Origin of the sequence: Mycobacterium sp. (genome assembly GCF_052143115.1) — a bacterium.
Lineage (GTDB): Bacteria > Actinomycetota > Actinomycetes > Mycobacteriales > Mycobacteriaceae > Mycobacterium.
In genome coordinates this window covers 50613-69539 of the sequence record NZ_JBKQTQ010000285.1, presented here as the reverse complement: position 1 = coordinate 69539, position 18927 = coordinate 50613, and the positions used below count along the sequence as shown (strand labels likewise).

19 protein-coding genes, 3 tRNA genes and 1 pseudogene are annotated in these 18927 nt (G+C 65.5%); 15 read left to right on the top strand and 8 right to left on the bottom strand.

Annotated elements, in window-relative coordinates; translation table 11 throughout:
• Nucleotides 1-55: 55 nt before the first annotated feature.
• Nucleotides 56-128, bottom strand: a tRNA-Arg gene (locus ACLQI9_RS27990).
• Between the two features lie 34 nt (nucleotides 129-162).
• Nucleotides 163-253: transfer RNA gene (locus ACLQI9_RS27985), tRNA-Ser, on the bottom strand.
• 146 nt (nucleotides 254-399) lie between these two features.
• On the opposite strand from ACLQI9_RS27985, the gene hisC reads away from it, so the two are divergent.
• Both hisC and ACLQI9_RS27975 read left to right on the top strand, forming a co-directional pair.
• Entirely contained in the window at nucleotides 400-1464 is a 1065-nt protein-coding gene (gene hisC / locus ACLQI9_RS27980; RefSeq protein ID WP_442381590.1) for a histidinol-phosphate transaminase, read from the top strand.
• An 11-nt stretch (nucleotides 1465-1475) separates the two neighbouring features.
• Nucleotides 1476-1955, top strand: a complete 480-nt coding sequence (locus ACLQI9_RS27975; RefSeq protein ID WP_442381588.1) for a DUF4334 domain-containing protein — start codon at nucleotides 1476-1478, stop codon at nucleotides 1953-1955.
• Here ACLQI9_RS27975 and ACLQI9_RS27970 read toward each other — a convergent pair.
• Entirely contained in the window at nucleotides 1952-2542 is a 591-nt protein-coding gene (locus ACLQI9_RS27970; protein WP_442392461.1) for a TIGR03086 family metal-binding protein, read from the bottom strand. The genes ACLQI9_RS27975 and ACLQI9_RS27970 overlap by 4 nt on opposite strands.
• 23 nt (nucleotides 2543-2565) lie before the next feature.
• On the opposite strand from ACLQI9_RS27970, the gene ACLQI9_RS27965 reads away from it, so the two are divergent.
• Nucleotides 2566-3390 carry a crotonase/enoyl-CoA hydratase family protein gene (locus tag ACLQI9_RS27965; RefSeq protein ID WP_442392460.1) on the top strand — a complete coding sequence of 275 codons (825 nt, stop codon included), beginning with the start codon at nucleotides 2566-2568 and terminating at the stop codon, nucleotides 3388-3390.
• Nucleotides 3391-3434: 44 nt separating this feature from the next.
• Here the strand turns inward: ACLQI9_RS27965 and ACLQI9_RS27960 are convergent, their stop codons facing one another.
• Complete coding sequence (locus ACLQI9_RS27960) at nucleotides 3435-4790, bottom strand: HNH endonuclease signature motif containing protein (protein WP_442381582.1); 1356 nt, start codon at nucleotides 4788-4790, stop codon at nucleotides 3435-3437.
• A gap of 146 nt (nucleotides 4791-4936) precedes the next feature.
• On the opposite strand from ACLQI9_RS27960, the gene lipE reads away from it, so the two are divergent.
• The 4 genes and pseudogenes from lipE to ACLQI9_RS27940 form a co-directional block, all read left to right on the top strand.
• Nucleotides 4937-6193, top strand: coding sequence for a lipase LipE (gene lipE, locus ACLQI9_RS27955; protein ID WP_442381580.1), 1257 nt, complete (start codon nucleotides 4937-4939; stop codon nucleotides 6191-6193).
• Nucleotides 6194-6403: 210 nt separating this feature from the next.
• Nucleotides 6404-7153, top strand: coding sequence for a hypothetical protein (locus ACLQI9_RS27950; protein WP_442392459.1), 750 nt, complete (start codon nucleotides 6404-6406; stop codon nucleotides 7151-7153).
• Complete coding sequence (locus tag ACLQI9_RS27945) at nucleotides 7150-7971, top strand: enoyl-CoA hydratase-related protein (RefSeq protein WP_442381576.1); 822 nt, start codon at nucleotides 7150-7152, stop codon at nucleotides 7969-7971. Before ACLQI9_RS27950 ends, ACLQI9_RS27945 begins: the two co-directional genes overlap by 4 nt.
• A gap of 17 nt (nucleotides 7972-7988) precedes the next feature.
• A pseudogene (locus ACLQI9_RS27940) lies at nucleotides 7989-8105 on the top strand (hypothetical protein); the annotation flags it as partial.
• Between the two features lie 17 nt (nucleotides 8106-8122).
• On the opposite strand, the gene solA reads toward ACLQI9_RS27940, so the two are convergent.
• The 3 genes from solA to ACLQI9_RS27925 form a co-directional block, all read right to left on the bottom strand.
• The gene (gene solA, locus ACLQI9_RS27935) at nucleotides 8123-9271 is read right to left on the bottom strand and encodes an N-methyl-L-tryptophan oxidase (RefSeq protein ID WP_442392458.1); all 1149 of its coding nucleotides are present in this window, start codon (nucleotides 9269-9271) and stop codon (nucleotides 8123-8125) included.
• A gap of 319 nt (nucleotides 9272-9590) precedes the next feature.
• A tRNA-Ser gene (locus ACLQI9_RS27930) sits at nucleotides 9591-9680 on the bottom strand.
• 19 nt (nucleotides 9681-9699) lie between these two features.
• Nucleotides 9700-10212 carry a MarR family winged helix-turn-helix transcriptional regulator gene (locus ACLQI9_RS27925; RefSeq protein ID WP_442381572.1) on the bottom strand — a complete coding sequence of 171 codons (513 nt, stop codon included), beginning with the start codon at nucleotides 10210-10212 and terminating at the stop codon, nucleotides 9700-9702.
• Between the two features lie 66 nt (nucleotides 10213-10278).
• Between ACLQI9_RS27925 and ACLQI9_RS27920 the strand changes: the two genes are divergently transcribed.
• On the top strand, nucleotides 10279-11262 hold the full coding sequence (locus ACLQI9_RS27920) for an NAD(P)H-quinone oxidoreductase (RefSeq protein WP_442381610.1): 984 nt from the start codon (nucleotides 10279-10281) through the stop codon (nucleotides 11260-11262).
• Nucleotides 11263-11328: 66 nt separating this feature from the next.
• On the opposite strand, the gene ACLQI9_RS27915 is transcribed toward ACLQI9_RS27920, so the two are convergent.
• Entirely contained in the window at nucleotides 11329-12525 is a 1197-nt protein-coding gene (locus ACLQI9_RS27915; protein ID WP_442381570.1) for a cysteine desulfurase-like protein, read from the bottom strand.
• A gap of 108 nt (nucleotides 12526-12633) precedes the next feature.
• Between ACLQI9_RS27915 and ACLQI9_RS27910 the strand changes: the two genes are divergently transcribed.
• The 7 genes from ACLQI9_RS27910 (at nucleotide 12634) to ACLQI9_RS27880 (ending at nucleotide 18908) form a co-directional block, all read left to right on the top strand.
• Nucleotides 12634-14607 (top strand): DUF6541 family protein, encoded by a 1974-nt coding sequence (locus ACLQI9_RS27910; RefSeq protein ID WP_442381568.1) that lies wholly within the window; start codon nucleotides 12634-12636, stop codon nucleotides 14605-14607.
• Between the two features lie 4 nt (nucleotides 14608-14611).
• Entirely contained in the window at nucleotides 14612-15154 is a 543-nt protein-coding gene (locus ACLQI9_RS27905; protein ID WP_442381566.1) for a bacterial proteasome activator family protein, read from the top strand.
• A gap of 11 nt (nucleotides 15155-15165) precedes the next feature.
• The gene (gene wzt / locus ACLQI9_RS27900) at nucleotides 15166-15990 is read left to right on the top strand and encodes a galactan export ABC transporter ATP-binding subunit Wzt/RfbE (protein ID WP_442381564.1); all 825 of its coding nucleotides are present in this window, start codon (nucleotides 15166-15168) and stop codon (nucleotides 15988-15990) included.
• On the top strand, nucleotides 15983-16888 hold the full coding sequence (glfT1, locus tag ACLQI9_RS27895) for a galactofuranosyltransferase GlfT1 (protein ID WP_442381562.1): 906 nt from the start codon (nucleotides 15983-15985) through the stop codon (nucleotides 16886-16888). The genes wzt and glfT1 overlap by 8 nt, the downstream gene beginning before the upstream one ends.
• Nucleotides 16889-17014: 126 nt before the next feature.
• Nucleotides 17015-17845 carry a galactan export ABC transporter permease subunit Wzm/RfbD gene (gene wzm, locus ACLQI9_RS27890; protein ID WP_442381560.1) on the top strand — a complete coding sequence of 277 codons (831 nt, stop codon included), beginning with the start codon at nucleotides 17015-17017 and terminating at the stop codon, nucleotides 17843-17845.
• A 120-nt stretch (nucleotides 17846-17965) separates the two neighbouring features.
• A complete protein-coding gene (locus tag ACLQI9_RS27885) occupies nucleotides 17966-18451 on the top strand; it encodes a GreA/GreB family elongation factor (protein ID WP_442381558.1) in 486 nt (161 codons plus the stop codon).
• A gap of 37 nt (nucleotides 18452-18488) precedes the next feature.
• Entirely contained in the window at nucleotides 18489-18908 is a 420-nt protein-coding gene (locus ACLQI9_RS27880; RefSeq protein ID WP_442381556.1) for a GtrA family protein, read from the top strand.
• Nucleotides 18909-18927 lie beyond the last annotated feature (19 nt).

Below are 18927 nucleotides of genomic sequence, written 5' to 3'. Positions count from 1 at the left end.
GTGACAATCTTCCCGGCAGCTAACGGGGTTTCAGCGTGTTTCCGCTGGTAAAAAGCGCGCCCGAAGAGATTCGAACTCCCAACCTTCTGATCCGTAGTCAGATGCTCTATCCGTTGAGCTACGGGCGCATTGTTCAGTTATCTAGCTATCTAGCTATCTAGCTGGCGGAGGCGAGAGGATTTGAACCTCCGGTCCCCGGTAAGAGGACAACTCATTAGCAGTGAGTCCCATTCGGCCGCTCTGGCACGCCTCCTTGGATTTCCTGAGGGTACCGGACTCCGCCAGGCGACGATGCGGGACGGGCAGCGGCCCGCGGAGGAGCCTGGCCATCGAGTTCAGCCCGGGCTTCCGGAACCGCCGCGGAGCACAGCGTACACAGGCCGGACATATGCTGTCGAAGTGACCGCTCGCCTGCGCCCCGAATTGGCTGAGCTGCCGGCCTACGTCGAGGGCAAGACGGTTGCGGGTGCGATCAAGCTGGCCAGCAACGAGACCGTCCATGGACCGCTGCCCAGTGTGCGGGCGGCGATCGATCGGGCCGTCGGCATGGTCAACCGTTATCCGGACAACCACAACGCGGAGCTGAAGTCGCGGCTGGCGCAACACTTGAACGCCGACGTCGCCGCAAGCTTCGCCCCCGAACACATTGCCGTCGGCGGTGGTTCGGTGAATCTGTGCCAACGGCTCATCCAGGCCACTGCGTCCGTGGGTAACGAGGTGCTCTACGGGTGGCGCAGCTTTGAGATGTACCCGTTGCAGGTGCGGGTCGCCGGCGCCGTCCCGATCCAGGTTCCGCTGCGCGACGCAACGTTCGACCTCTACGCCATGCTCGCGGCGGTCACCGACCGCACCCGGCTGATCTTCGTGTGCAACCCGAACAACCCCACCTCCACCGTCGTCGACCCGCAGGCGCTGGCCTCGTTCGTCGAGGCGGTGCCGTCCCACATCCTGATCGCGATCGACGAGGCCTATGTCGAGTACATCCGCGATGGCATGCTACCCGACAGCTTGGGGCTGGTTCGGTCGTACAGCAATGTCGTTGTGCTGCGCACGTTTTCGAAGGCCTACGGGCTGGCTGGTCTGCGGGTCGGCTACGCGGTCGGCTACCCGCAGGTGATCACCGCGCTGAACAAGGTGTCGGTTCCGTTCACCACGACCAACGTTTCGCAGGCCGCCGCGATCGCCTCGCTGGAGGCCGCCGACGAACTGCTCGCCCGCACCGACGCGGTGGTCGCCGAACGCACCCGTGTTAGCGACACGCTGCGCGGCGCCGGGTTCACCGTGCCACCGTCGCAGGCGAATTTCGTCTGGCTGCCGCTGGGGATGCGCACACTGGACTTCGTGGAGCAGGCCGCCGACGCACGCATCGTGGTCCGCCCGTACGGCACCGACGGTGTCCGGATCACCATCGGAGCCCCGGAGGAAAACGACGCCCTTCTCGCATTTGCTAAGGGCTGGATCTAAAGGAGACCGCGATGAGTGACGCGCTGGCCCGTAAGAAGTTCACCGAGTTCAAGGAGCGAACCGACGCCCTCATCGACGCCGAACTCGACGACTATTGGGCGAGTCTGCAGCCGGCCACCATCGACGGCATGCTCGGCGAGTGGAAGGGCGGCGAGTTCGTCACCGGCCACCGGATGAACGGTCAACTGGAGAAGGCCCGCTGGTTCGGTAAGACGTTCACCTCGCCCAATGACGTGCAGCCGTTGGTGTGTCTCGACGAGAACGGGGACCGGTTCTCCAACGTCAAGATGGGTAAGGGCGAAGCCAGCCTGTGGCTGGAGGAGTTTCGCGGCGAAGTCACCGCCACGATGGTCTACGACGGCCAACCTGTCCACGATCACTTCAAGACGATCGACGACGACGCTGTGATGGGCATCATGAACGGCAAGGGCGTGCTGGATGTCCAGGACGGAGTGAGTCGGTACTTCTACTTTTATCTGGAGCGAGTTTAGGCCTGCGCGGCCGGATCCCGACCGGTGAAGGCGATCAGCTGGTCGAGGGCCGACGCATCATCGGATACGGCGACCGGGTCGTCGAACCCCGCGGTCGCCCGCCCTTGCGGCGTAATCACTTGCTTAGCCAGCCCCAGCGTGTAACCGGCCAACGACTCGGCGACGTTCAGCGGGTGTCTGGTCGCCGCCGCATAATCCCAGCCGTGGACCAGGAATTCGAGTGTCAGGATGCTGACGGCGTACGTCGCGGGTAACTCATTGGTGCCCAAGGTAATGGTGTCGTTCAGGCCGCGGCGGTGCCATGCGTCCAGCGCGGGCCGGGCTGCGCCGATAATCTGCTGCTCCACCGAGTCGTCGGTGTCACGCTCCGGAAGATCCGCGTCTGCCAAGCCACCAGCCAAGGTGATGGCACGTAACAGGTGGTCGGTCAGCTGCATCACGTCGTATTCCGAGCATGGTGTGGATTTGGACAACTCGTCGCGCGAGATCTGATGCAGGACATGCTGCAGGACGCCGAGCGCTGCTTCTGCGCTGGCCAGCTCGTCGGTAGGTGATGAGTCGGGCCCGGGCCGCAAGTCGGAGGCCATGACGTCCACGGTACGGTCTCGGCATGGGCGAGCCGTACGAATCCGTCACCGTCGAGACCAAAGACCACGTCGCACAGGTGATGTTGATCGGACCGGGCAAGGGCAACGCGATGGGACCGGCGTTCTGGTCGGAACTACCGGAGCTGTTCGCCGCGCTGGACGCTGACCCTGACGTGCGGGCCATCGTCATCACCGGGTCCGGCCGCAACTTCAGCTACGGCCTGGACCTGCCGGCGATGGGTGGGACGCTGGCCCCGGTCCTGGCTGACGGTGCGTTGGCGGGGCCCCGCACTGATTTCCACGCCGAAGTGCTGCGCATGCAGAACACGATCAGCGCGGTCGCCGACTGCCGCACCCCGACGATCGCCGCGGTGCACGGCTGGTGCGTCGGCGGTGGAGTCGACTTGATCTCCGCGGTCGACATCCGCTATGCCAGCGCCGACGCGAAGTTCTCGGTCCGCGAGGTCAAACTGGCGATAGTCGCCGATGTGGGCAGCCTGGCCCGGCTGCCGCTGATCCTTTCCGACGGACACCTGCGCGAGCTGGCACTCACCGGCAAGGACATCGACGCGGCCCGCGCCGAAAAGATCGGCTTGGTCAACGACGTCTTCGCCGACGCCGACGCTACCCTGCAAGCCGCGCACGCCGCCGCCGCCGAGATCGCCGCCAACCCACCGCTGACGGTCCGCGGCATCAAGGATGTGCTTGACCAGCAACGGATTTCGGCGGTATCAGCGAGTCTCCGCTACGTCGCCGCGTGGAACGCGGCGTTCCTACCGTCCAAGGATCTGTCCGAGGGGATCTCGGCAACCTTCGCCAAACGCTCGCCACAGTTCACCGGCGAATAACACGTTTCGGCGCCTAGCCCGGTGATTTTTGACTCCCCAAGGAGCTAAGGCACGTCGTCCTCGCACAGCAGCTTCTCGGGGTGATGGAACGTGTTGGTTCGAGGGCGACCGTGGTCCAGGTGTGGAGGTGGGATCCACTCGGTGTCGCCACGTTGGTTTTTGCGGGTGGTCCAGCCCTGTTCGGCCAGCGGGTGGTGGCCGCCGCAGCCGAACGTCAAATCGTTGACATCGGTGGTGTGGCATTGGGCGTAGGGCGTGCAGTGGTGGGCTTCGCACCAGTAGCCCGCCACGTCACAGCCGGGGTGCGAGCACCCGCGGTCCTTGGCGTACAACACTATTCGCTGACCGGGCGAGGCCAGGCGCTTGGTGTGGTAGAGCGCGATCGCTTTGCCTTTGTCGAAGATGCACAAGTAGTGATGCGCGTGGGAGGCCAGCCGGATCACGTCGCTCATCGGCAGCAGGACTCCCCCACCGGTGATTCCCCTGCCGGCCTTGGCCTCCAGTTCGCGCAAGGTGGTGGTGACGACGATGGTGGCCGGCAACCCGTTGTGCCGACCTAAGCCGCCGCAGGCCAGCAGGGCACGCCCGGCGGCGTTGAGCGCGTCATGGTTGCGTTGAGCACAGCTGCGGGTATCGCCGTCGATCGCGTCCTGTGAGGGCGTGCCGTCGACGACGGGCTCCCGGTCGAACGGGTTGCACATGCCGGGTGCGGCCAGTTTCGCGAAGACCGCGTCGAGGGTGGCGCGGGCCTCGGGAGTCAGATATCCCGTGATCGGACTCATACCGTCGATGCCTTGCTTGCCGATGGTGACAGCCCGTCGGCGGGCCCGGTCGTCGTCGGTGAAGTTTCCGTCGGGGTTGAGGCAATCGGTGAGTTTGTCGGCCAGCCTGCTCAGCTCGTCGGGGCGATGCTGGCCACCCAACCCGGCAAGCTGCGCCTCGGCTTTTACCCGCGTTTCCAGGTCCACGAAGTCGGGCAGCCGGTGGACGAAGCCGCGGATCACCGCCACGTGGGCGGAACCAATGCGTCCGTCCCGCTGTGCTGCGGCCGTGGCGGTCAGCAGCGGCGGCAAAGGTTCGCCGGTGATCGCCTTCCGGTCGCCCAGCTCGGCGGCCTCATGAATGCGGCGCGAGGCTTCCGCGCGGGTGATGCGCAGCCGGTCGGCCAGCGCAGACGGTAACTTGCCGCCCAATTCCGTCGCGTCGGCTTGCCCGCTGATCTGGTTGATCAGAGGGTGCTCGAGTGCCGGCAGGCGACGCCGAAAGACCTCGCAGCGCGCCAGCATGACCAGCCGCTCGGGTGTGGTGAGCGCGTCGAAGGACAACTCCAAGGCGCGGTCCAGGTCGGCCTCGAGTGCGTCGAAGGCCTCGACGATCTCCTCGCGGCAACTCGAATGCATGTTCGAATTCTATCGACGCTCACAGGCTCAAGCAGCTCCGAAATCCCCACCTGTGGATAGATGTCGAACTGTGGATAACTCATCGGAGGCAGCCAGACGTACCCTCGCGGGTGGGTTTCGACCGAGTCCACTCAGAAGGGGCATGCATGACCGGCCAGGTTGACTTGCAGGGCAGGATCCACATCCCGGCGGACCTGGACGCCGTCACGGCGGTGGGCGATGAAGACCACTCCGGGATCGACCCCGCAGCCGTCGACCGAATCTGGCAGGCCGCCCGCCACTGGTATGCGGCGGGGATGCACCCGGCGATCCAGCTGTGCCTGCGGCACAACGGCAAGGTGGTGCTCAACCGCGCGATCGGACACGGCTGGGGCAACGCCCCCACCGACCCGCCGGAAGCCGAGAAGATCCCGGTCAAGACCGATACGCCGTTTTGCGTGTACTCATCTGCCAAAGCGATCACCGCGACCGTCGTGCACATGCTCGTCGAACGCGGGCACTTCTCGCTTGACGATCGCGTCTGCGAGTACTTGCCCACCTACACCAGCCACGGCAAACACCGCACCACGATCCGGCACGTCATGACCCACAGCGCGGGCGTCCCGTTCCCGACCGGACCCCGGCTGGACCTCAAACGGGCGGACGACCACGAGTACGCGCAGGAACAGCTCGGCAAGCTGCGGCCGCTGTACCGGCCCGGCCTGGTGCACATCTACCACGCGCTCACGTGGGGCCCGCTGATGCGCGAGATCGTGTACGCCGCCACCGGCAAGGATATCCGCGAGATCCTTGCCACCGACATCCTCGATCCGCTGGGCTTCCGCTGGACCAATTTCGGTGTCGCAGAGGCGGATATCTCGACCGTCGCGCCGAGCCACGCCACCGGTGAGCAGTTGCCGGCCCCCATCGCGGCTGCGTTTCGCAAGGCGATCGGGGGAACGCTGTACCAGACCATCCCGCTCACCAACACACCGATGTTTCTCACCACGGTCGTCCCGTCGTCCAACACCATCTCGAACGCCGATGAGATGTCGCGTTTTGCCGAAATATGGCGCCGCGGTGGTGAACTCGACGGTGTGCAGGTCATGCGGCCGGAAACACTGCGCGGCGCGGTGCGCCAAAGTCGCCGTCTGAGACCGGATGTCGCGACCGGACTCGCCCCCGCCCGCTGGGGCACGGGCTTCCAGCTGGGCACCGACCGATTCGGCCCGTTCGGCCGCGACGCGCCGGCAGCGTTCGGTCACCTGGGGCTAGTCAACATCGCGATCTGGGCCGACCCCGAGCGCCAGCTGGCCGCCGGTGTGGTGAGCAGCGGCAAGCCGGGCAGAGATCCAGAACTCAAGCGTTACACGGCCCTGATGGACCGCATCGCCGCCGAGATCCCGCGGGTGCCAAGCGGCTGACAACGCCATCGGCATTCGGTACCTGCCTGGACGCCAGCCACACCCGCGCTCACCAGCTGGGCGGCGACACGGTACTCGTGCCGGAAAGCCGTTGTAGGCCAGGTGCTGGGCCAAGGCCTCCCGGAGGGTCAGCGTGACTTCGGTCATCGGCTCCGCCCTAGTCTCCAGGCCGGAGTACGGTGGTCGCAAATCGCGAAACGGAGGGAGTCGATGCCTGATTCGCTGGCCGGTCCGCGCCTTCGGCAGGTGGCGCTGGTGGCCCACGAATGCGAGAAGACCGCCACGTCACTGCAGGAGACGTTCGGCTGGCCCGATCCCTTCCACGATGCCGGGGTCGGCGAATTCGGATTGATCAACGCCGTGTTCCCGGTCGGCATCTCCTTCGTGGAAGTCGTGTCACCCGTCCAGCCGGACACCACGGCCGGGCGCTATCTGGCCCACCGCGGGTCGGACAGCGGCTACATGGCCATCTTCCAGATGCCGTCCATCAACGAGGCTCGCCGGCGGGTGACGGATATGGGCGTGCGGGTGGTGTGGCAGGTGGACCTCGACGACATCGCCGGCACCCACTTGCATCCGAAGGACATCCCTGGCGCCATCGTCTCGCTCGACTGGGCGTCGCCGGCCGATTCGTGGAGATGGGGCGGACCGGCGTGGACCGGATCGGTGCCCGCCCATCCGGCCGGCGGGATCAGCGGCATCACGGTGGAGGTGGAGGAGCCGCGCGTGGCCGCCCAACGGTGGGCCCGGGCGCTCGGTCTCGACGCCGAGATCGCGGGCGGGGTGGCACTGGTCCGGCTAGGCACCGCCGGCCAGACCCTACGGTTCGTGTCGGTCGAGGATGGCCGGCCCCAAGGCATCACCGAGGTGTGGTTGACTCCGGGCATGGAGGGGCTGCCCGAGGGCGAAGGACCGGTGGCGGAAATCGCCGGGGTGCGTTTCGTGGTCGGTACGCCATGACCACCATCGACAGTGGCACCGAGGATCTTCTCGCCTCCGTCGATAACGGCGTGGCCGTGATAACCATGAACCGGCCGGCTCGCCGCAATGCCTTCTCGAACGAAATGGTGGAAGCGTTGGGACACGTCCTGGCCCGCGTCGAGATCGACGATGCAGTCGGCTGCGTCGTTTTGACTGGCGCCGGCGGCGCGTTCTCGGCCGGCGGCGACGTGAAGGCTATGGCCGACCGCAACGCCGGCAACGGAGCGGCAGTGTCGATCGACGCCGCCATCCACCGCCAGCGTCTCAATCAGCAGGCGACCAGCGGCAAGCTCTGGCGCATGCCGAAGCCGACCATCGCCCAGATCTCTGGTCCGGTTGCGGGCGCCGGGTTGGGACTAGCGCTGGCGTGCGATCTCCGTTACGCCGCCGATACCGCCATCTTCACTACCGCGTTCGCGCGCGTGGCCTTCGCCGGCGACTACGGCGGCACCTGGTTCCTCACCCGTCTGGTCGGCCCGGCCAAAGCCAAGGAGCTGTACTACTTCTCCGAACGTCTGAGCGCGGCGCAAGCCGAAGCTCTCGGGATAGTCAACGCCGTGTTCCCCGCCGGCGATCTCGAGAAAGAGGTGATGGACCGGGCCCGCCGCCTGGCCGGGGGTCCGTCAGTGGCCTACCGGTACATGAAGGAGAACCTCAACCGGGCCGTGCACGGCGGCCTCGAGGAGTGCATGGACCTCGAGGTAACCCATCACCTGCACACCGGCCTCACGGCCGACCATCGGGAGGCGGCCCTGGCGTTCGTCGAGAAACGGGAGCCGCGGTTCCAGGGCAGGTGACTTAGCCTCTCGGGACGGATCCCGACGGTGTGGCGGTGGATACCGCTGGCGACGTCTACGTCACCGACCTGAACCTCGGGCCGCGAGTAAGGGCTCGTGTGCCAGGCACCGCCCAGGATCGCCGCCGACGCTGACGGCCGCCCGGTAGCGGTCATGCGGTCGGCAATCTCTGCGGGTCGAACAACGCGATGGGGTGGTCGGTGGCCCCATCGATGGCCAGGTCGGCAAGGATCTCGCCGACCACCGGAACGAATTTGAAGCCGTGCCCGGAGAATCCGCACGCCATGATGACGTTGGCGCATTGCGGGTGGCGCCCGATCACGAAGTGCCGGTCGGGTGTATTGGAGTACATACAGGTCGCCGCGTGCAGGCACTGGCCCGCCAGCGCCGGTAACAACTCAGCGACCCGCGCCCTAATCGCGCTGATTTCCCGCTCGTGCACCACCCGGTCGATGGTGTCGGGCGCACAGGCGATCCCGTTGCGGGCGAAGCCGACTTTCACACCGCCCCGCGGTCCGTCGATCGCCGGGAAGCCGTATGTGTGTATGCCGGTGGCGTTCTCGTGGATGAAGATGGGGTGATCCTCGAACCCCGAAACACCGCCGATCGGGTCCAGCCAGTACATCACCTGACGTTCCACCGTGATGGGAACACCGAACTGACCCAGCACCTGCGGCGCCCAGGCGCCCGGGCAGATGACCAACTGCTCTCCGGTGTAAGACCCACGACCCGTAACGACCCGTATCCCCGCGGCGGTCTGGTTCCAATCCAGCACGGGTTCACCAAATTGCAGTGTGGCCCCCCCTTTTTCGGCGATTTCAAGATGTGCGCGCACCGTCAGCTCCGGTCGCGCGAACCCGGCTTTGGCGTCGTAGAGCGCGATATCTTCGGGGCGGGGGGTGAAGTTCGGGAACCGGGCGGTGATCTCGGCGGCGTCGAGCAACTCATGCGGCAGATCCCATTGGCGGCTGGCACGCAGGCTACCGGATACGATCGGGCAGTCCGGTGGCCCGATGAAAAGGCCCCCGGTGAGTCGGTACACGTCGCGTTGAGAGTCGGCAGCCAGCTTCTCCCACAGCTCGTAGGCGCGCAGCAACAGCGGAACATAACCGGGGTCCTCGAAATAAGCCTGGCGAATGATCCGAGACCCGCCGTGGCTGGATCCCTTGTCGTGGGCGGGCTCATGCCGCTCCAGGCCGAGCACCCGCCGTCCTCGGGCCGCCAGATGATAAGCGGCGGCACTTCCCATACCGCCCAATCCCACCACGATGACGTCGTAACCCGTTGTTGTGCTGACCATATCGAGTTACCTCCGGATCGGGGCCATCTTAGGATCGACGACCCGTTGTCGGTGTACGACATCCTGACAGAGGGCTCAATGCCTGAGCGGCTAGCCATCGTGCCAAGGGGCCAGCCCCGCTCGACCTGGTATTGAGACCACTAACCCAGAGCGGATTTGCATCAGCGGCTCGGCTCACCGCGGGTCGCTGCGAAGCGTAGCGCGCCCGTGCCCACATTTTGCCCACAATTGCCCACCAAATGGGTGCTCCTATGTGAACGACAGTGATGTGTTTTCCCAAGCAGAGCCGTTTTAGGCCTCTTGAACTGGCGGTGGAAGGTGGCGGTGGCGGAGGGATTTGAACCCCCGGACGGTTTTAGCCGTCTCTCGCTTTCAAGGCGAGTGCATTAGGCCGCTCTGCCACGCCACCGCCGACAAGGGTAACGGTGTCAGGCCCGGTCGGCCTTCGACGCCCGGTCGGACACTTTCAGCGCGGCGCTGATCCGTCGACAGTTCTCCCCCATCGCGGCGATCTGCGAGTGTGACAACTGGCCGAGGAAATAGGTCCGCACACCTTGGGCGTAGGTGACCATGGCCTGCCTTGCCGCCGCCCGGCCGTCGTCGGTGATGGCGGCAACGACCCCGCGCCGGTCATCCCGGCTAGCCTCACGGCGCACCAGGCCTTGCCCCTCCAGGCGACGGACCTGGCGGGTCAGCCGGCTCGGCAGCGACGGCAGCGCGTCGGCCAGATCGCCCATCCGCGCACACCCGCCGGGTGCGGTGTCCAGCATGTCCAGTACCCGGACATCGAACAGCGACAACTGGTGCACATCGGTCAGTCGCCGGTTGAGCGTCGCATACAACCGCAGGGTGGAGTCCAAGAAGTTCTGCCACGACTTCTGCTCGGCGATATCCAGCCCGGGCATCTCACTGGCTGTCCGGCCGGCGATGAGGGCCGCCATTACGTCATGCTATGCGACACATCGCCTTTGGAACAGTCGGAATCCGCAGGTAGTAGCGTGTCGAGCATGCATGCCATCGTCGCCGAATCCGCCGATCAACTCCTGTGGCAGCAAGTCCCAGATGTCGCTCCGGGCCGCGGCGAGGTACTGATCAAAGTCAGCGCCGCCGCCGTCAATCGCGCCGACCTGCTGCAGGCCGCCGGCTACTATCCGCCGCCACCGGGTGCCAGCGAGCTGCTCGGCATGGAGGTCTCCGGCGTCGTGGCTGCGGTGGGCGACGACGTCAGCGAATGGTCGCCCGGGCAAGAAGTGTGTGCTTTGCTGGCCGGCGGCGGTTACGCGGAATATGTCGCCGTTCCCGCTGGCCAGCTTCTGCCGATTCCGGGCGGCGTCGATCTGCAGGACGCTGCCGGCCTACCGGAAGTGGCGTGCACAGTGTGGTCGAATCTGGCGCTGACGGCTCACCTCGCCCAGGGCCAGCTGATCCTGATCCACGGCGGCGCCAGCGGGGTGGGAACCCATGGCATCCAGGTCGCACGCGCATTGGGTGCCCGAGTTGCGATCACCGCGGGATCGCCGGCCAAGCTGAAGCTGTGCCGCGAATTGGGCGCCGAAATCACCATCGCCTACCACGATGAGGACTTCGTCGCGCGAGTACATGAGGCAACCGGCGGCGTGGGTGCCGACGTGATCCTGGACATCATGGGCGGCGCGTATTTGGACCGCAACATCGATGCGCTGGCCAGCGACGGGCAGCTGATCGTGATCGGGATGCAGGGCGGAGTCAAGGGCGAACTCAACCTCGGCAAGCTGGTCAGCAAACGGGCACGAGTGATCGGGACCGCGCTGCGGGGCCGACCGGTGACCGGTCCTAACGGCAAGAGCGCCATCGTCGAGGCGGTGACGACCTCGGTCTGGCCGATGATTGCTGACGGACGCGTCCGGCCGGTCATCGGGGCGCGGATCCCGATCCAGGAAGCCGCTGAGGCGCATCGCCTGCTGTCGTCGGGGCAGGTGACCGGAAAGATCGTGCTAACCGTCGACAAGTAGCGCGAGCTGACGCAAAAGGCCCCGGATGCTCGGCGTGTCGGGAGCTTTTACGTCTGCTCGCCAGACCTAGCCCAGTGACGCCAGGGCGCGCACCAACTGGTCGACCTCGGCCATCGTCGAGTAATGCGACAACCCGACGGTGACGGCGCCGCCGACGTCGTTGACACCGATCACGTCGAGCACTCGCGAGCTGGCGTTGGAGATCGCCAGAACTCCGTTGTCGGCCAACCGTTGCACCACCCGCTCGGCCGGCACCTCGTGGACCGCGAAGCTGACTACGGGTATACGGGCCTCGGGTCGGGCGATCACCACCACCAACGGCAGCGAGCGCAACAAGCTCATCAGGTATTCGAATATCCGGTCCATGTATGCCATGGCCGATTGCATTGAGGTAGCCAGTCTTTCGCGTCGCGTTCCGTGAGCTGACTCATCGAGTGAGGCAAGGTACTCGATACTGGCGACGTAGCCGGCGAGCAGTCCGAATTGATGCACCCCAACCTCGAGGCGTGCTGGCCCGGTCGCATACGGGTTCGTCGACACCGAACCGAAGGTGTTGATCATCGCCGGGTCGCGAAACACCAACGCTCCGATGGGCGGACCGCCCCACCCAACAGCGTTCACGGCCACCACGTCTGCGTCGATTTCGTCGATGTCGATCATGCGGTATGGCGCGGCAGCGGAATGGTCGACGATCACGAACCCGCCCACGTCGTGGATCAGTTTGGTCACCGGGCGCAGATCGTTGACGGTGCCAAGGGTCCCCGACGCTGAAGTCACAGCGACCAGACGCGTCGGCTGTCCGACTAGGCTCTCCCACTGCCAGGTCGGCAGCTCACCGGTCTCGATGTCGACCTCGGCCCACTTCACCTTTGCACCGAAGCGGTTTGCTGCGCGCAGCCAGGGCGCGATGTTCGCCTCGTCGTCAAGCCGGGTGACGATCATCTCGTAGCCCAGTCCCGCACGGGAGGACGACGCCTCGGCCAACAACGACAGCAACACCGCGCGATCGGCGCCCAGCACCACGCCGCGCGGGTCGGCATTAACCAGGTCTGCCGTCGCCTGGCGCGCCGCCTCCAGCACGGCTGCGCTGCGTTTAGCAGCCGGATGCGGACCGGCGGTGGTGGGGAACGATCCGCGGAATGCGGTCGACACGGTGGTCGCCACCGAGTCAGGAATCAGCATCCCGGACGGCGCGTCGAAGTGCACCCAACCGTCCCCGAGCGAGGGGTGTAATCCCCGCACCCGGGCGACGTCGTATGCCATGCCAGCCACCTTAGAGTTCCGCAGATTCAGCTAAACCATGACGGTAGCGGGCGCCCAGATACGTCCCGCCGTCCCGAGCCAGGTCACCCGGCCAGCCATACTAGTCCAGTGGGGCTGTGGTTCGGAACGCTGATCGCATTGTTTTTGCTGATCGCGCCGGGGGCAATCGTCGCGAGGATCACCCAGCTAACTTGGCCGGTCGCCGTCGCAGTTGGCCCGGCGCTGACCTACGGCGTGGTGGCTCTGGCGATAATCCCCTTCGGCGCGCTCGGAATCCCTTGGAACGGTTGGACAGCGCTCATCGCGCTGGCCGCGGTGTGCCTACTGATGACGGGTTTGCAGCTGCTGCTCGGCCGCTACCGCGACAGCGAGGCCAAGACCCAAGGGACCAGAGGGCTAACTGGCTGGCCGACGCTGACGGTAGCCGCGGGTGTGCTGCTGGGTGCCTTGCTGATCATGTGGGCGGCGTACCGCGGCCTCGTGCATTGGCAGTCCATCCCCAGCACTTGGGACGCGGTGTGGCATGCCAACGAGGTGCGCTTCATCCTCGACACCGGCCAGGCGTCGTCCACCCACATGGGCGAGCTGCGCAACGTCGAAACCCACCAACCGCTTTACTACCCTTCGGTGTTTCACGCCTTGACCGCGGTGTTCTGTCAGCTCACTGGGGCGGCGCCCACCACCGGCTACACCCTGAGTTCGGTGGCGGCCTCGGTCTGGCTGTTTCCGTCCAGCGCGGCCATGCTGACCTGGTTTCTGTTCAGGCCCATGACCACCCAATGGACGACCGCGGGAGCGGCGGCCACGTCGGCCGTGATGTCGGCGTCGTTCACGTCGGTGCCCTACGTCGAGTTCGGCGTCGCCGCGATGCCCAACCTGGCGGCCTACGGGGTCGCTATACCGACCTTTGTCTTGATCACTTCGACGCTGCGGCATCGCGACCGCATCCCGGCGGCCGTGCTGGCGCTCGTCGGCATCCTGTCGGTACACCTCACCGGTGGGTTCGTCGTCATCTTGTTCCTGTTGGCCTGGTGGCTTTTCGACGCTAGGCGGCATCCGGTACGTGGACGGCTCGCCGACATCCTGATCCTGGCTGTAGTGGCCGTGCCGACGGCGCTGATATTGGCCCCGCAGTTCATCGGGGTGGCCCACCAGGCCGACATCATCGCCGGGCATGCGTTCCCCAGCTTCAAGAGCGTCAAGCAGGGCGTCATCGATGCGCTGCTCTTGCACACCCGCCACCTCAACGATTTCCCGACCCAGTACGGCCTGCTCGTGTTAAGCGCGATCGGCATGGCGATCCTGCTGTACAAGAGAATCTGGTGGCCGCCGGTGCTGTGGCTGGTGCTGACCGTGGCGACCATCTATTCGGGGGCGCCGTTTCACAACCTGTTCGGTGCCACCATCGAGGAATTCAGCCAGTTCTTCTACAACGATCCCCGACGGCTTTCGGGCGTGGTCACGATGCTCGTCACGCCGATGGCGGGGATCGCGGTATTCGCAATGGTCTTGGCAGTGGTCGCCGCGGCGCAACGGCTCACCCAGCGGTTCGCCCGACTGCCCCCAGCTGTGTGGGTTTCTGCCACGGTGGTCCTGCTGGTGGCAACCACCGTGCTCACTGCCCGCCACTACCTCTACCGGCACCTGGTGCTGTTCGGCGACAAATACGACTCGGTGATCATCAACCAGAAAGACCTCGACGCCATGGCCTACCTGGCGACCCTGCCGGGAGCGCGCAATACCCTGATCGGCGACTCGAACGTCGACGGCACGGCGTGGATGTATGCGGTGGCCGACCTGCACCCGCTGTGGACCCACTACGACTTCCCGCAGCAAACTGGCCCGGGCTATTACCGATACATTTTCTGGGCCTTCGCCGATGTCGACACCGATCCGCGGGTAGCCGAGGCGGTGCGGGCGCTCAACATTCGCTACATCCTGACCAGCGTCCCGACGGTTCGGGGTTTCAAGGTGCCCGACGGACTAGTGTCAATAGACCAATCGAAGTCGTGGGCGAAGATCTACGACAACGGTGGGGCCTGGATCTACGAATGGCGTGGCGCCCCGACACCCAAAACATGAACAGATGCCAGCGGCAAGGAGAGTGACTGCATTGAGTAACGGCAACGACGACGACATCGAAATCATCGGTGGCCTCGACCCGCGGCTGATGGCGGCCGCGAAGGATGACGACTCCGATGACCGGTCGCTGACCGACCTCGTCGAGCAGCCGGCCAAGGTGATGCGGATCGGCACCATGATCAAACAGTTGCTCGAGGAGGTACGGGCGGCCCCGCTCGACGACGCCACCCGCAACCGGTTGCGCGAGATCCACGCCACCAGCATCCGCGAACTCGAAGAAGGGCTGGCGCCGGAACTGCGTGACGAACTCGACCGTCTCACCCTGCCGTTCACTGAGGGCACCGTTCCGTCTGATGCCGAGTTGCGAATCGCGCAGGCTCAGCTGGTCGGCTGGCTGGAGGGGCTATTCCACGGGATCCAGACCGCGCTGTTCGCCCAGCAGATGGCCGCTCGTGCGCAGCTGGAGCAGATGCGGCAGGGGGCGCTGCCCCCGGGTATGGGCAGGTCCGGCGGGCCCGGGGGTTCGGGCACCGGGCAGTACCTCTAGGCAGACAACCGGTGACGAGTCCCCGCCGTCCGCATATCGAGACGCACAACGCGTGGGTGGAGTTTCCCATCTTCGACGCCAAATCGCGCTCGCTGAAGAAGACCTTCCTGGGCGGCACGATTGGGCGCAACGCCTCCAACGTGGTGGTCATCGAGGCGTTGCGGGACATCACGATGTCGTTGGACCTGGGCGACCGCGTCGGGCTGGTGGGCCACAACGGCGCCGGGAAATCGACACTGCTGCGCCTACTTTCGGGGATCTATGAGCCGACGCGCGGCTCCGCCGCGGTAACCGGCCGGGTGGCACCGGTTTTCGACCTGGGCGTCGGCATGGATCCGGAGATCTCCGGCTACGAGAACATCATCATCCGCGGCCTGTTTCTCGGGCAGACGCGGCGGCAGATGCTGGCGAAGGTCGACGAGATCGCCGAGTTCACCGAGCTGGGTGACTACCTGTCGATGCCGCTGCGCACCTATTCGACCGGTATGCGAGTGCGGCTGGCGATGGGTGTGGTCACCAGCATCGACCCGGAGATCCTGCTGCTCGACGAAGGCATCGGCGCCGTCGACGCCGACTTCCTCAAGAAGGCCCAGACCCGGCTACAGCGCCTGGTCGAACGCTCGGGAATCCTGGTGTTCGCCAGCCATTCCAACGAATTCTTGGCCCGGCTGTGCAAGACCGCGATGTGGATCGACCACGGCGTCATCAAGCTCACCGGCAGCATCGAGGACGTCGTGCGCGCCTACGAGGGCGAAGACGCCGCCCGGCATGTGCGTGAGGTGCTTGCCGAGACCGCAACCGACCAGCTCGCGCATAAAGCCGCCGCGGATGACTGACATGGTGTGCGCCGTGGCGGTGACCCACCGGCGCCCCGACGAACTGGCCAAGTCGCTGGATGTGTTGAGCACCCAAAGTCGGCTGCCCGACCTGCTCATCGTCGTCGACAACGATGATGACGACCGGGTTCGCGATCTGGTGGGCGGTCAGCCCATCCCCACGACGTATCTGCCGTCACGCCGAAACCTCGGTGGCGCAGGTGGTTTCGCGCTCGGCATCCTTCACGCGCTGGCCGCCGGCGCCGATTGGGTGTGGCTGGCCGACGACGACGGCCGTCCGCAAGACACCGAAGTACTGGCGACACTGCTGGCGTGCGCGGAGACGCACCGGCTGGCCGAGGTGTCGCCGATGGTGTGCAACGCCGATGACCCGCAGCGCCTGGCGTTTCCGTTGCGACGCGGCCTGGTCTGGCGCAGGCGGGTCAGCGAGTTGCGGACCGCCGAGGATCAGGAACTGCTGCCGGGTATCGCATCGCTGTTCAACGGTGCACTGTTTGCAGCGTCGACGTTCGAGTCGATCGGTGTCCCCGATCTACGGCTGTTCGTCCGCGGCGACGAGGTGGAGATGCACCGCCGGCTGGTCCGGTCCGGCCTGCCGTTCGGAACATGCTTGAACACCGTTTATCTGCACCCATGTGGGTCGGCCGAGTTCAAGCCAATTCTTGCGGGCCGAATGTACACCCAGTATCCCGACGATCCCACCAAGCGGTACTACACCTACCGCAATCGCGGCTACCTGATGTCGCAGCCGGGTCTGCGCAAGCTCCTGGTTCAGGAATGGTTGCGGTTCGGCTGGTTCTTCCTGGTGTCTCGCCGCGACCCGAAGGGTCTGCTGGAGTGGCAGCGGCTACGCCGGTTGGGGCGTCGGGAGAAGTTCGGAAGGCCTGAAGGCCGATGATGCACGCCGGCGACGATGCACAGCGAAGCGATGAGGAGGAGCGGCGCCAATGACCCACGCCGGCGACGAAACAAATTGGAGCGATGAGGTGGGGGTACCACCCGCTTGCGGGGGAGAGCGGCGCCAATGACGATCGTCGACACTGCCGCGCAGTCCAAAACGATGACCCGGGCCTGGGGTGATCTGGTCGACGGGTATCGCCGCCGCGAGTTGTGGCTGCACCTGGGATGGCAGGACATCAAGCAGCGGTACCGCCGCTCGGTGTTGGGGCCGTTCTGGATCACCATCGCCACCGGCACCACGGCCGTTGCGATGGGCGGCCTGTACTCCAAGCTGTTCCACCTCCAGCTGTCGGTGCACCTGCCCTACGTCACGCTCGGCCTGATCATCTGGAATCTCATCAACGCCTCCATCCTGGAGGGCGCCGAGGTGTTCGTCGCCAACGAGGGATTGATCAAACAACTGCCGACGCCGCTGAGCGTGCACGTCTATCGGCTGGTGTGGCGGCAGATGATCTTGTTTGCGCACAACATCGTCATCTACGTCGTCATCGCGATCGTCTACCCGAAGCCGTGGTCGTGGGCCGACCTCTCGGTGATCCCGGCGTTGGGGCTGATTGTGCTCAACTGCGTGTGGGTGTCGCTGTGTTTCGGCATCCTGGCGACGCGCTTCCGCGACATCGGCCCGCTGCTGTTCTCCATCGTGCAGTTGCTGTTTTTCATGACGCCGATCATCTGGAACGACGACACGCTGCGACAGCAGGGCGCCGGACAGTGGTCGAAGATCGTCGAGCTTAACCCGCTGCTGCATTACCTGGATATCGTGCGCGCCCCGTTGCTGGGCTCACACCAGGAGCTACGGCACTGGGCGGTCGTGGTGGGGTTGACGGTGGTGGGCTGGCTGCTAGCGGCTTTCGCGATGCGCCAGTACCGCGCCCGCGTTCCCTACTGGGTTTAGACAGCGAAACCTCACAAATCGGGTTGGCCGCGTAGGAATATTTGGCGAACAATATCCACAACATTCGAGGCGCTCCGCGGTGGCAATCGCCGTCGCGCCCGGGAAGACAGGTCGACGCAGGTGAGCGAAGAAGTCGAGCCCTCTGGGCTTGCCGATGAGGCACGCGAGCGCATCGCCGCCGAGTTGGGCCGGATACGGGAACGTCGCGATCGCTTGGAGGCCGAGGTCCGAGGCGACCGCGGCGCGGTGAGCGATCACGCCGACGCCGCCGATGCCATCCAACGGGCCGACGAATTGGCCAGCCTCGACGAGCGGATCATCGAGCTCGACCGCCTGCTGCGCACCGGACCGTTGCCGTCGAACGGCAGCGACACGCTGCCCTTCGGCACCAAGGTGACGCTGCGGTTTTCCGACGGTTCGGTCGTCAAGATGCAGGTGATCTCCGTCATCGAGGAAGCTCCTGCCGGCGGCGAAGACGAGGCGTTGACGGCGGGCAGCCCGTTGGGGCTCGCACTTGCCGGACGGCAACCCGGCGACACCGTCACCTACACCACGCCCCAAGGCGAAAACCAGGTCGAGCTGCTGGACGTGAAGTACCCGTCGTAGTCCTGGTCGAGCCTGGTCGGCCCGTAGAATTCGGCCGATGGCCGAGATCGCGGCGAGTGCGCCGCTGACCCTCAAGACGCAGGTCTGGCGATTCGTCGTCACCGGCGGCCTGTCGGCGATCGTCGATTACGGCCTCTACCAGTTCCTGGATTTAGTGACGCATGTCCAGATCGACGCGGCTAAAGCGATCAGTTTCATCTTCGGCACGATCACCGCATATCTGATCAACCGCAGGTGGACCTTCCAGGCTGCGCCTAGCATCGCCCGGTTCGTCGCCGTGATGGTGCTCTACGGGATCACCTTCATCACGCAGGTCGGGATCAACCATGTCTGCCTTCATGCCTTCGACTACCACCAGCATTCGTGGGCGAAGCCGGTCGCTTTCGTGATCGCGCAGGGCACTGCCTCGGTGATCAACTTCGTCGTGCAGCGCTCGGTGATCTTCCGGCTGCGCTGAACCGACCACCGCAGGCGGT

What these genes read in the sequence shown, in the direction of transcription:
- ACLQI9_RS27965 (WP_442392460.1), top strand. Translation starts at nt 2,566, where the DNA reads ATGGGCGAGCCGTACGAATCCGTCACCGTCGAGACCAAAGACCACGTC.
- ACLQI9_RS27915 (WP_442381570.1), bottom strand. Translation starts at nt 12,525, where the DNA reads ATGGCATACGACGTCGCCCGGGTGCGGGGATTACACCCCTCGCTCGGG.
- ACLQI9_RS27880 (WP_442381556.1), top strand. Translation starts at nt 18,489, where the DNA reads ATGGCCGAGATCGCGGCGAGTGCGCCGCTGACCCTCAAGACGCAGGTC.
- ACLQI9_RS27945 (WP_442381576.1), top strand. Translation starts at nt 7,150, where the DNA reads ATGACCACCATCGACAGTGGCACCGAGGATCTTCTCGCCTCCGTCGAT.
- ACLQI9_RS27920 (WP_442381610.1), top strand. Translation starts at nt 10,279, where the DNA reads ATGCATGCCATCGTCGCCGAATCCGCCGATCAACTCCTGTGGCAGCAA.
- ACLQI9_RS27950 (WP_442392459.1), top strand. Translation starts at nt 6,404, where the DNA reads ATGCCTGATTCGCTGGCCGGTCCGCGCCTTCGGCAGGTGGCGCTGGTG.
- wzm (WP_442381560.1), top strand. Translation starts at nt 17,015, where the DNA reads ATGACGATCGTCGACACTGCCGCGCAGTCCAAAACGATGACCCGGGCC.
- lipE (WP_442381580.1), top strand. Translation starts at nt 4,937, where the DNA reads ATGACCGGCCAGGTTGACTTGCAGGGCAGGATCCACATCCCGGCGGAC.
- solA (WP_442392458.1), bottom strand. Translation starts at nt 9,271, where the DNA reads ATGGTCAGCACAACAACGGGTTACGACGTCATCGTGGTGGGATTGGGC.
- ACLQI9_RS27905 (WP_442381566.1), top strand. Translation starts at nt 14,612, where the DNA reads ATGCCAGCGGCAAGGAGAGTGACTGCATTGAGTAACGGCAACGACGAC.
- ACLQI9_RS27960 (WP_442381582.1), bottom strand. Translation starts at nt 4,790, where the DNA reads ATGCATTCGAGTTGCCGCGAGGAGATCGTCGAGGCCTTCGACGCACTC.
- ACLQI9_RS27975 (WP_442381588.1), top strand. Translation starts at nt 1,476, where the DNA reads ATGAGTGACGCGCTGGCCCGTAAGAAGTTCACCGAGTTCAAGGAGCGA.
- glfT1 (WP_442381562.1), top strand. Translation starts at nt 15,983, where the DNA reads ATGACTGACATGGTGTGCGCCGTGGCGGTGACCCACCGGCGCCCCGAC.
- ACLQI9_RS27970 (WP_442392461.1), bottom strand. Translation starts at nt 2,542, where the DNA reads ATGGCCTCCGACTTGCGGCCCGGGCCCGACTCATCACCTACCGACGAG.
- ACLQI9_RS27925 (WP_442381572.1), bottom strand. Translation starts at nt 10,212, where the DNA reads ATGGCGGCCCTCATCGCCGGCCGGACAGCCAGTGAGATGCCCGGGCTG.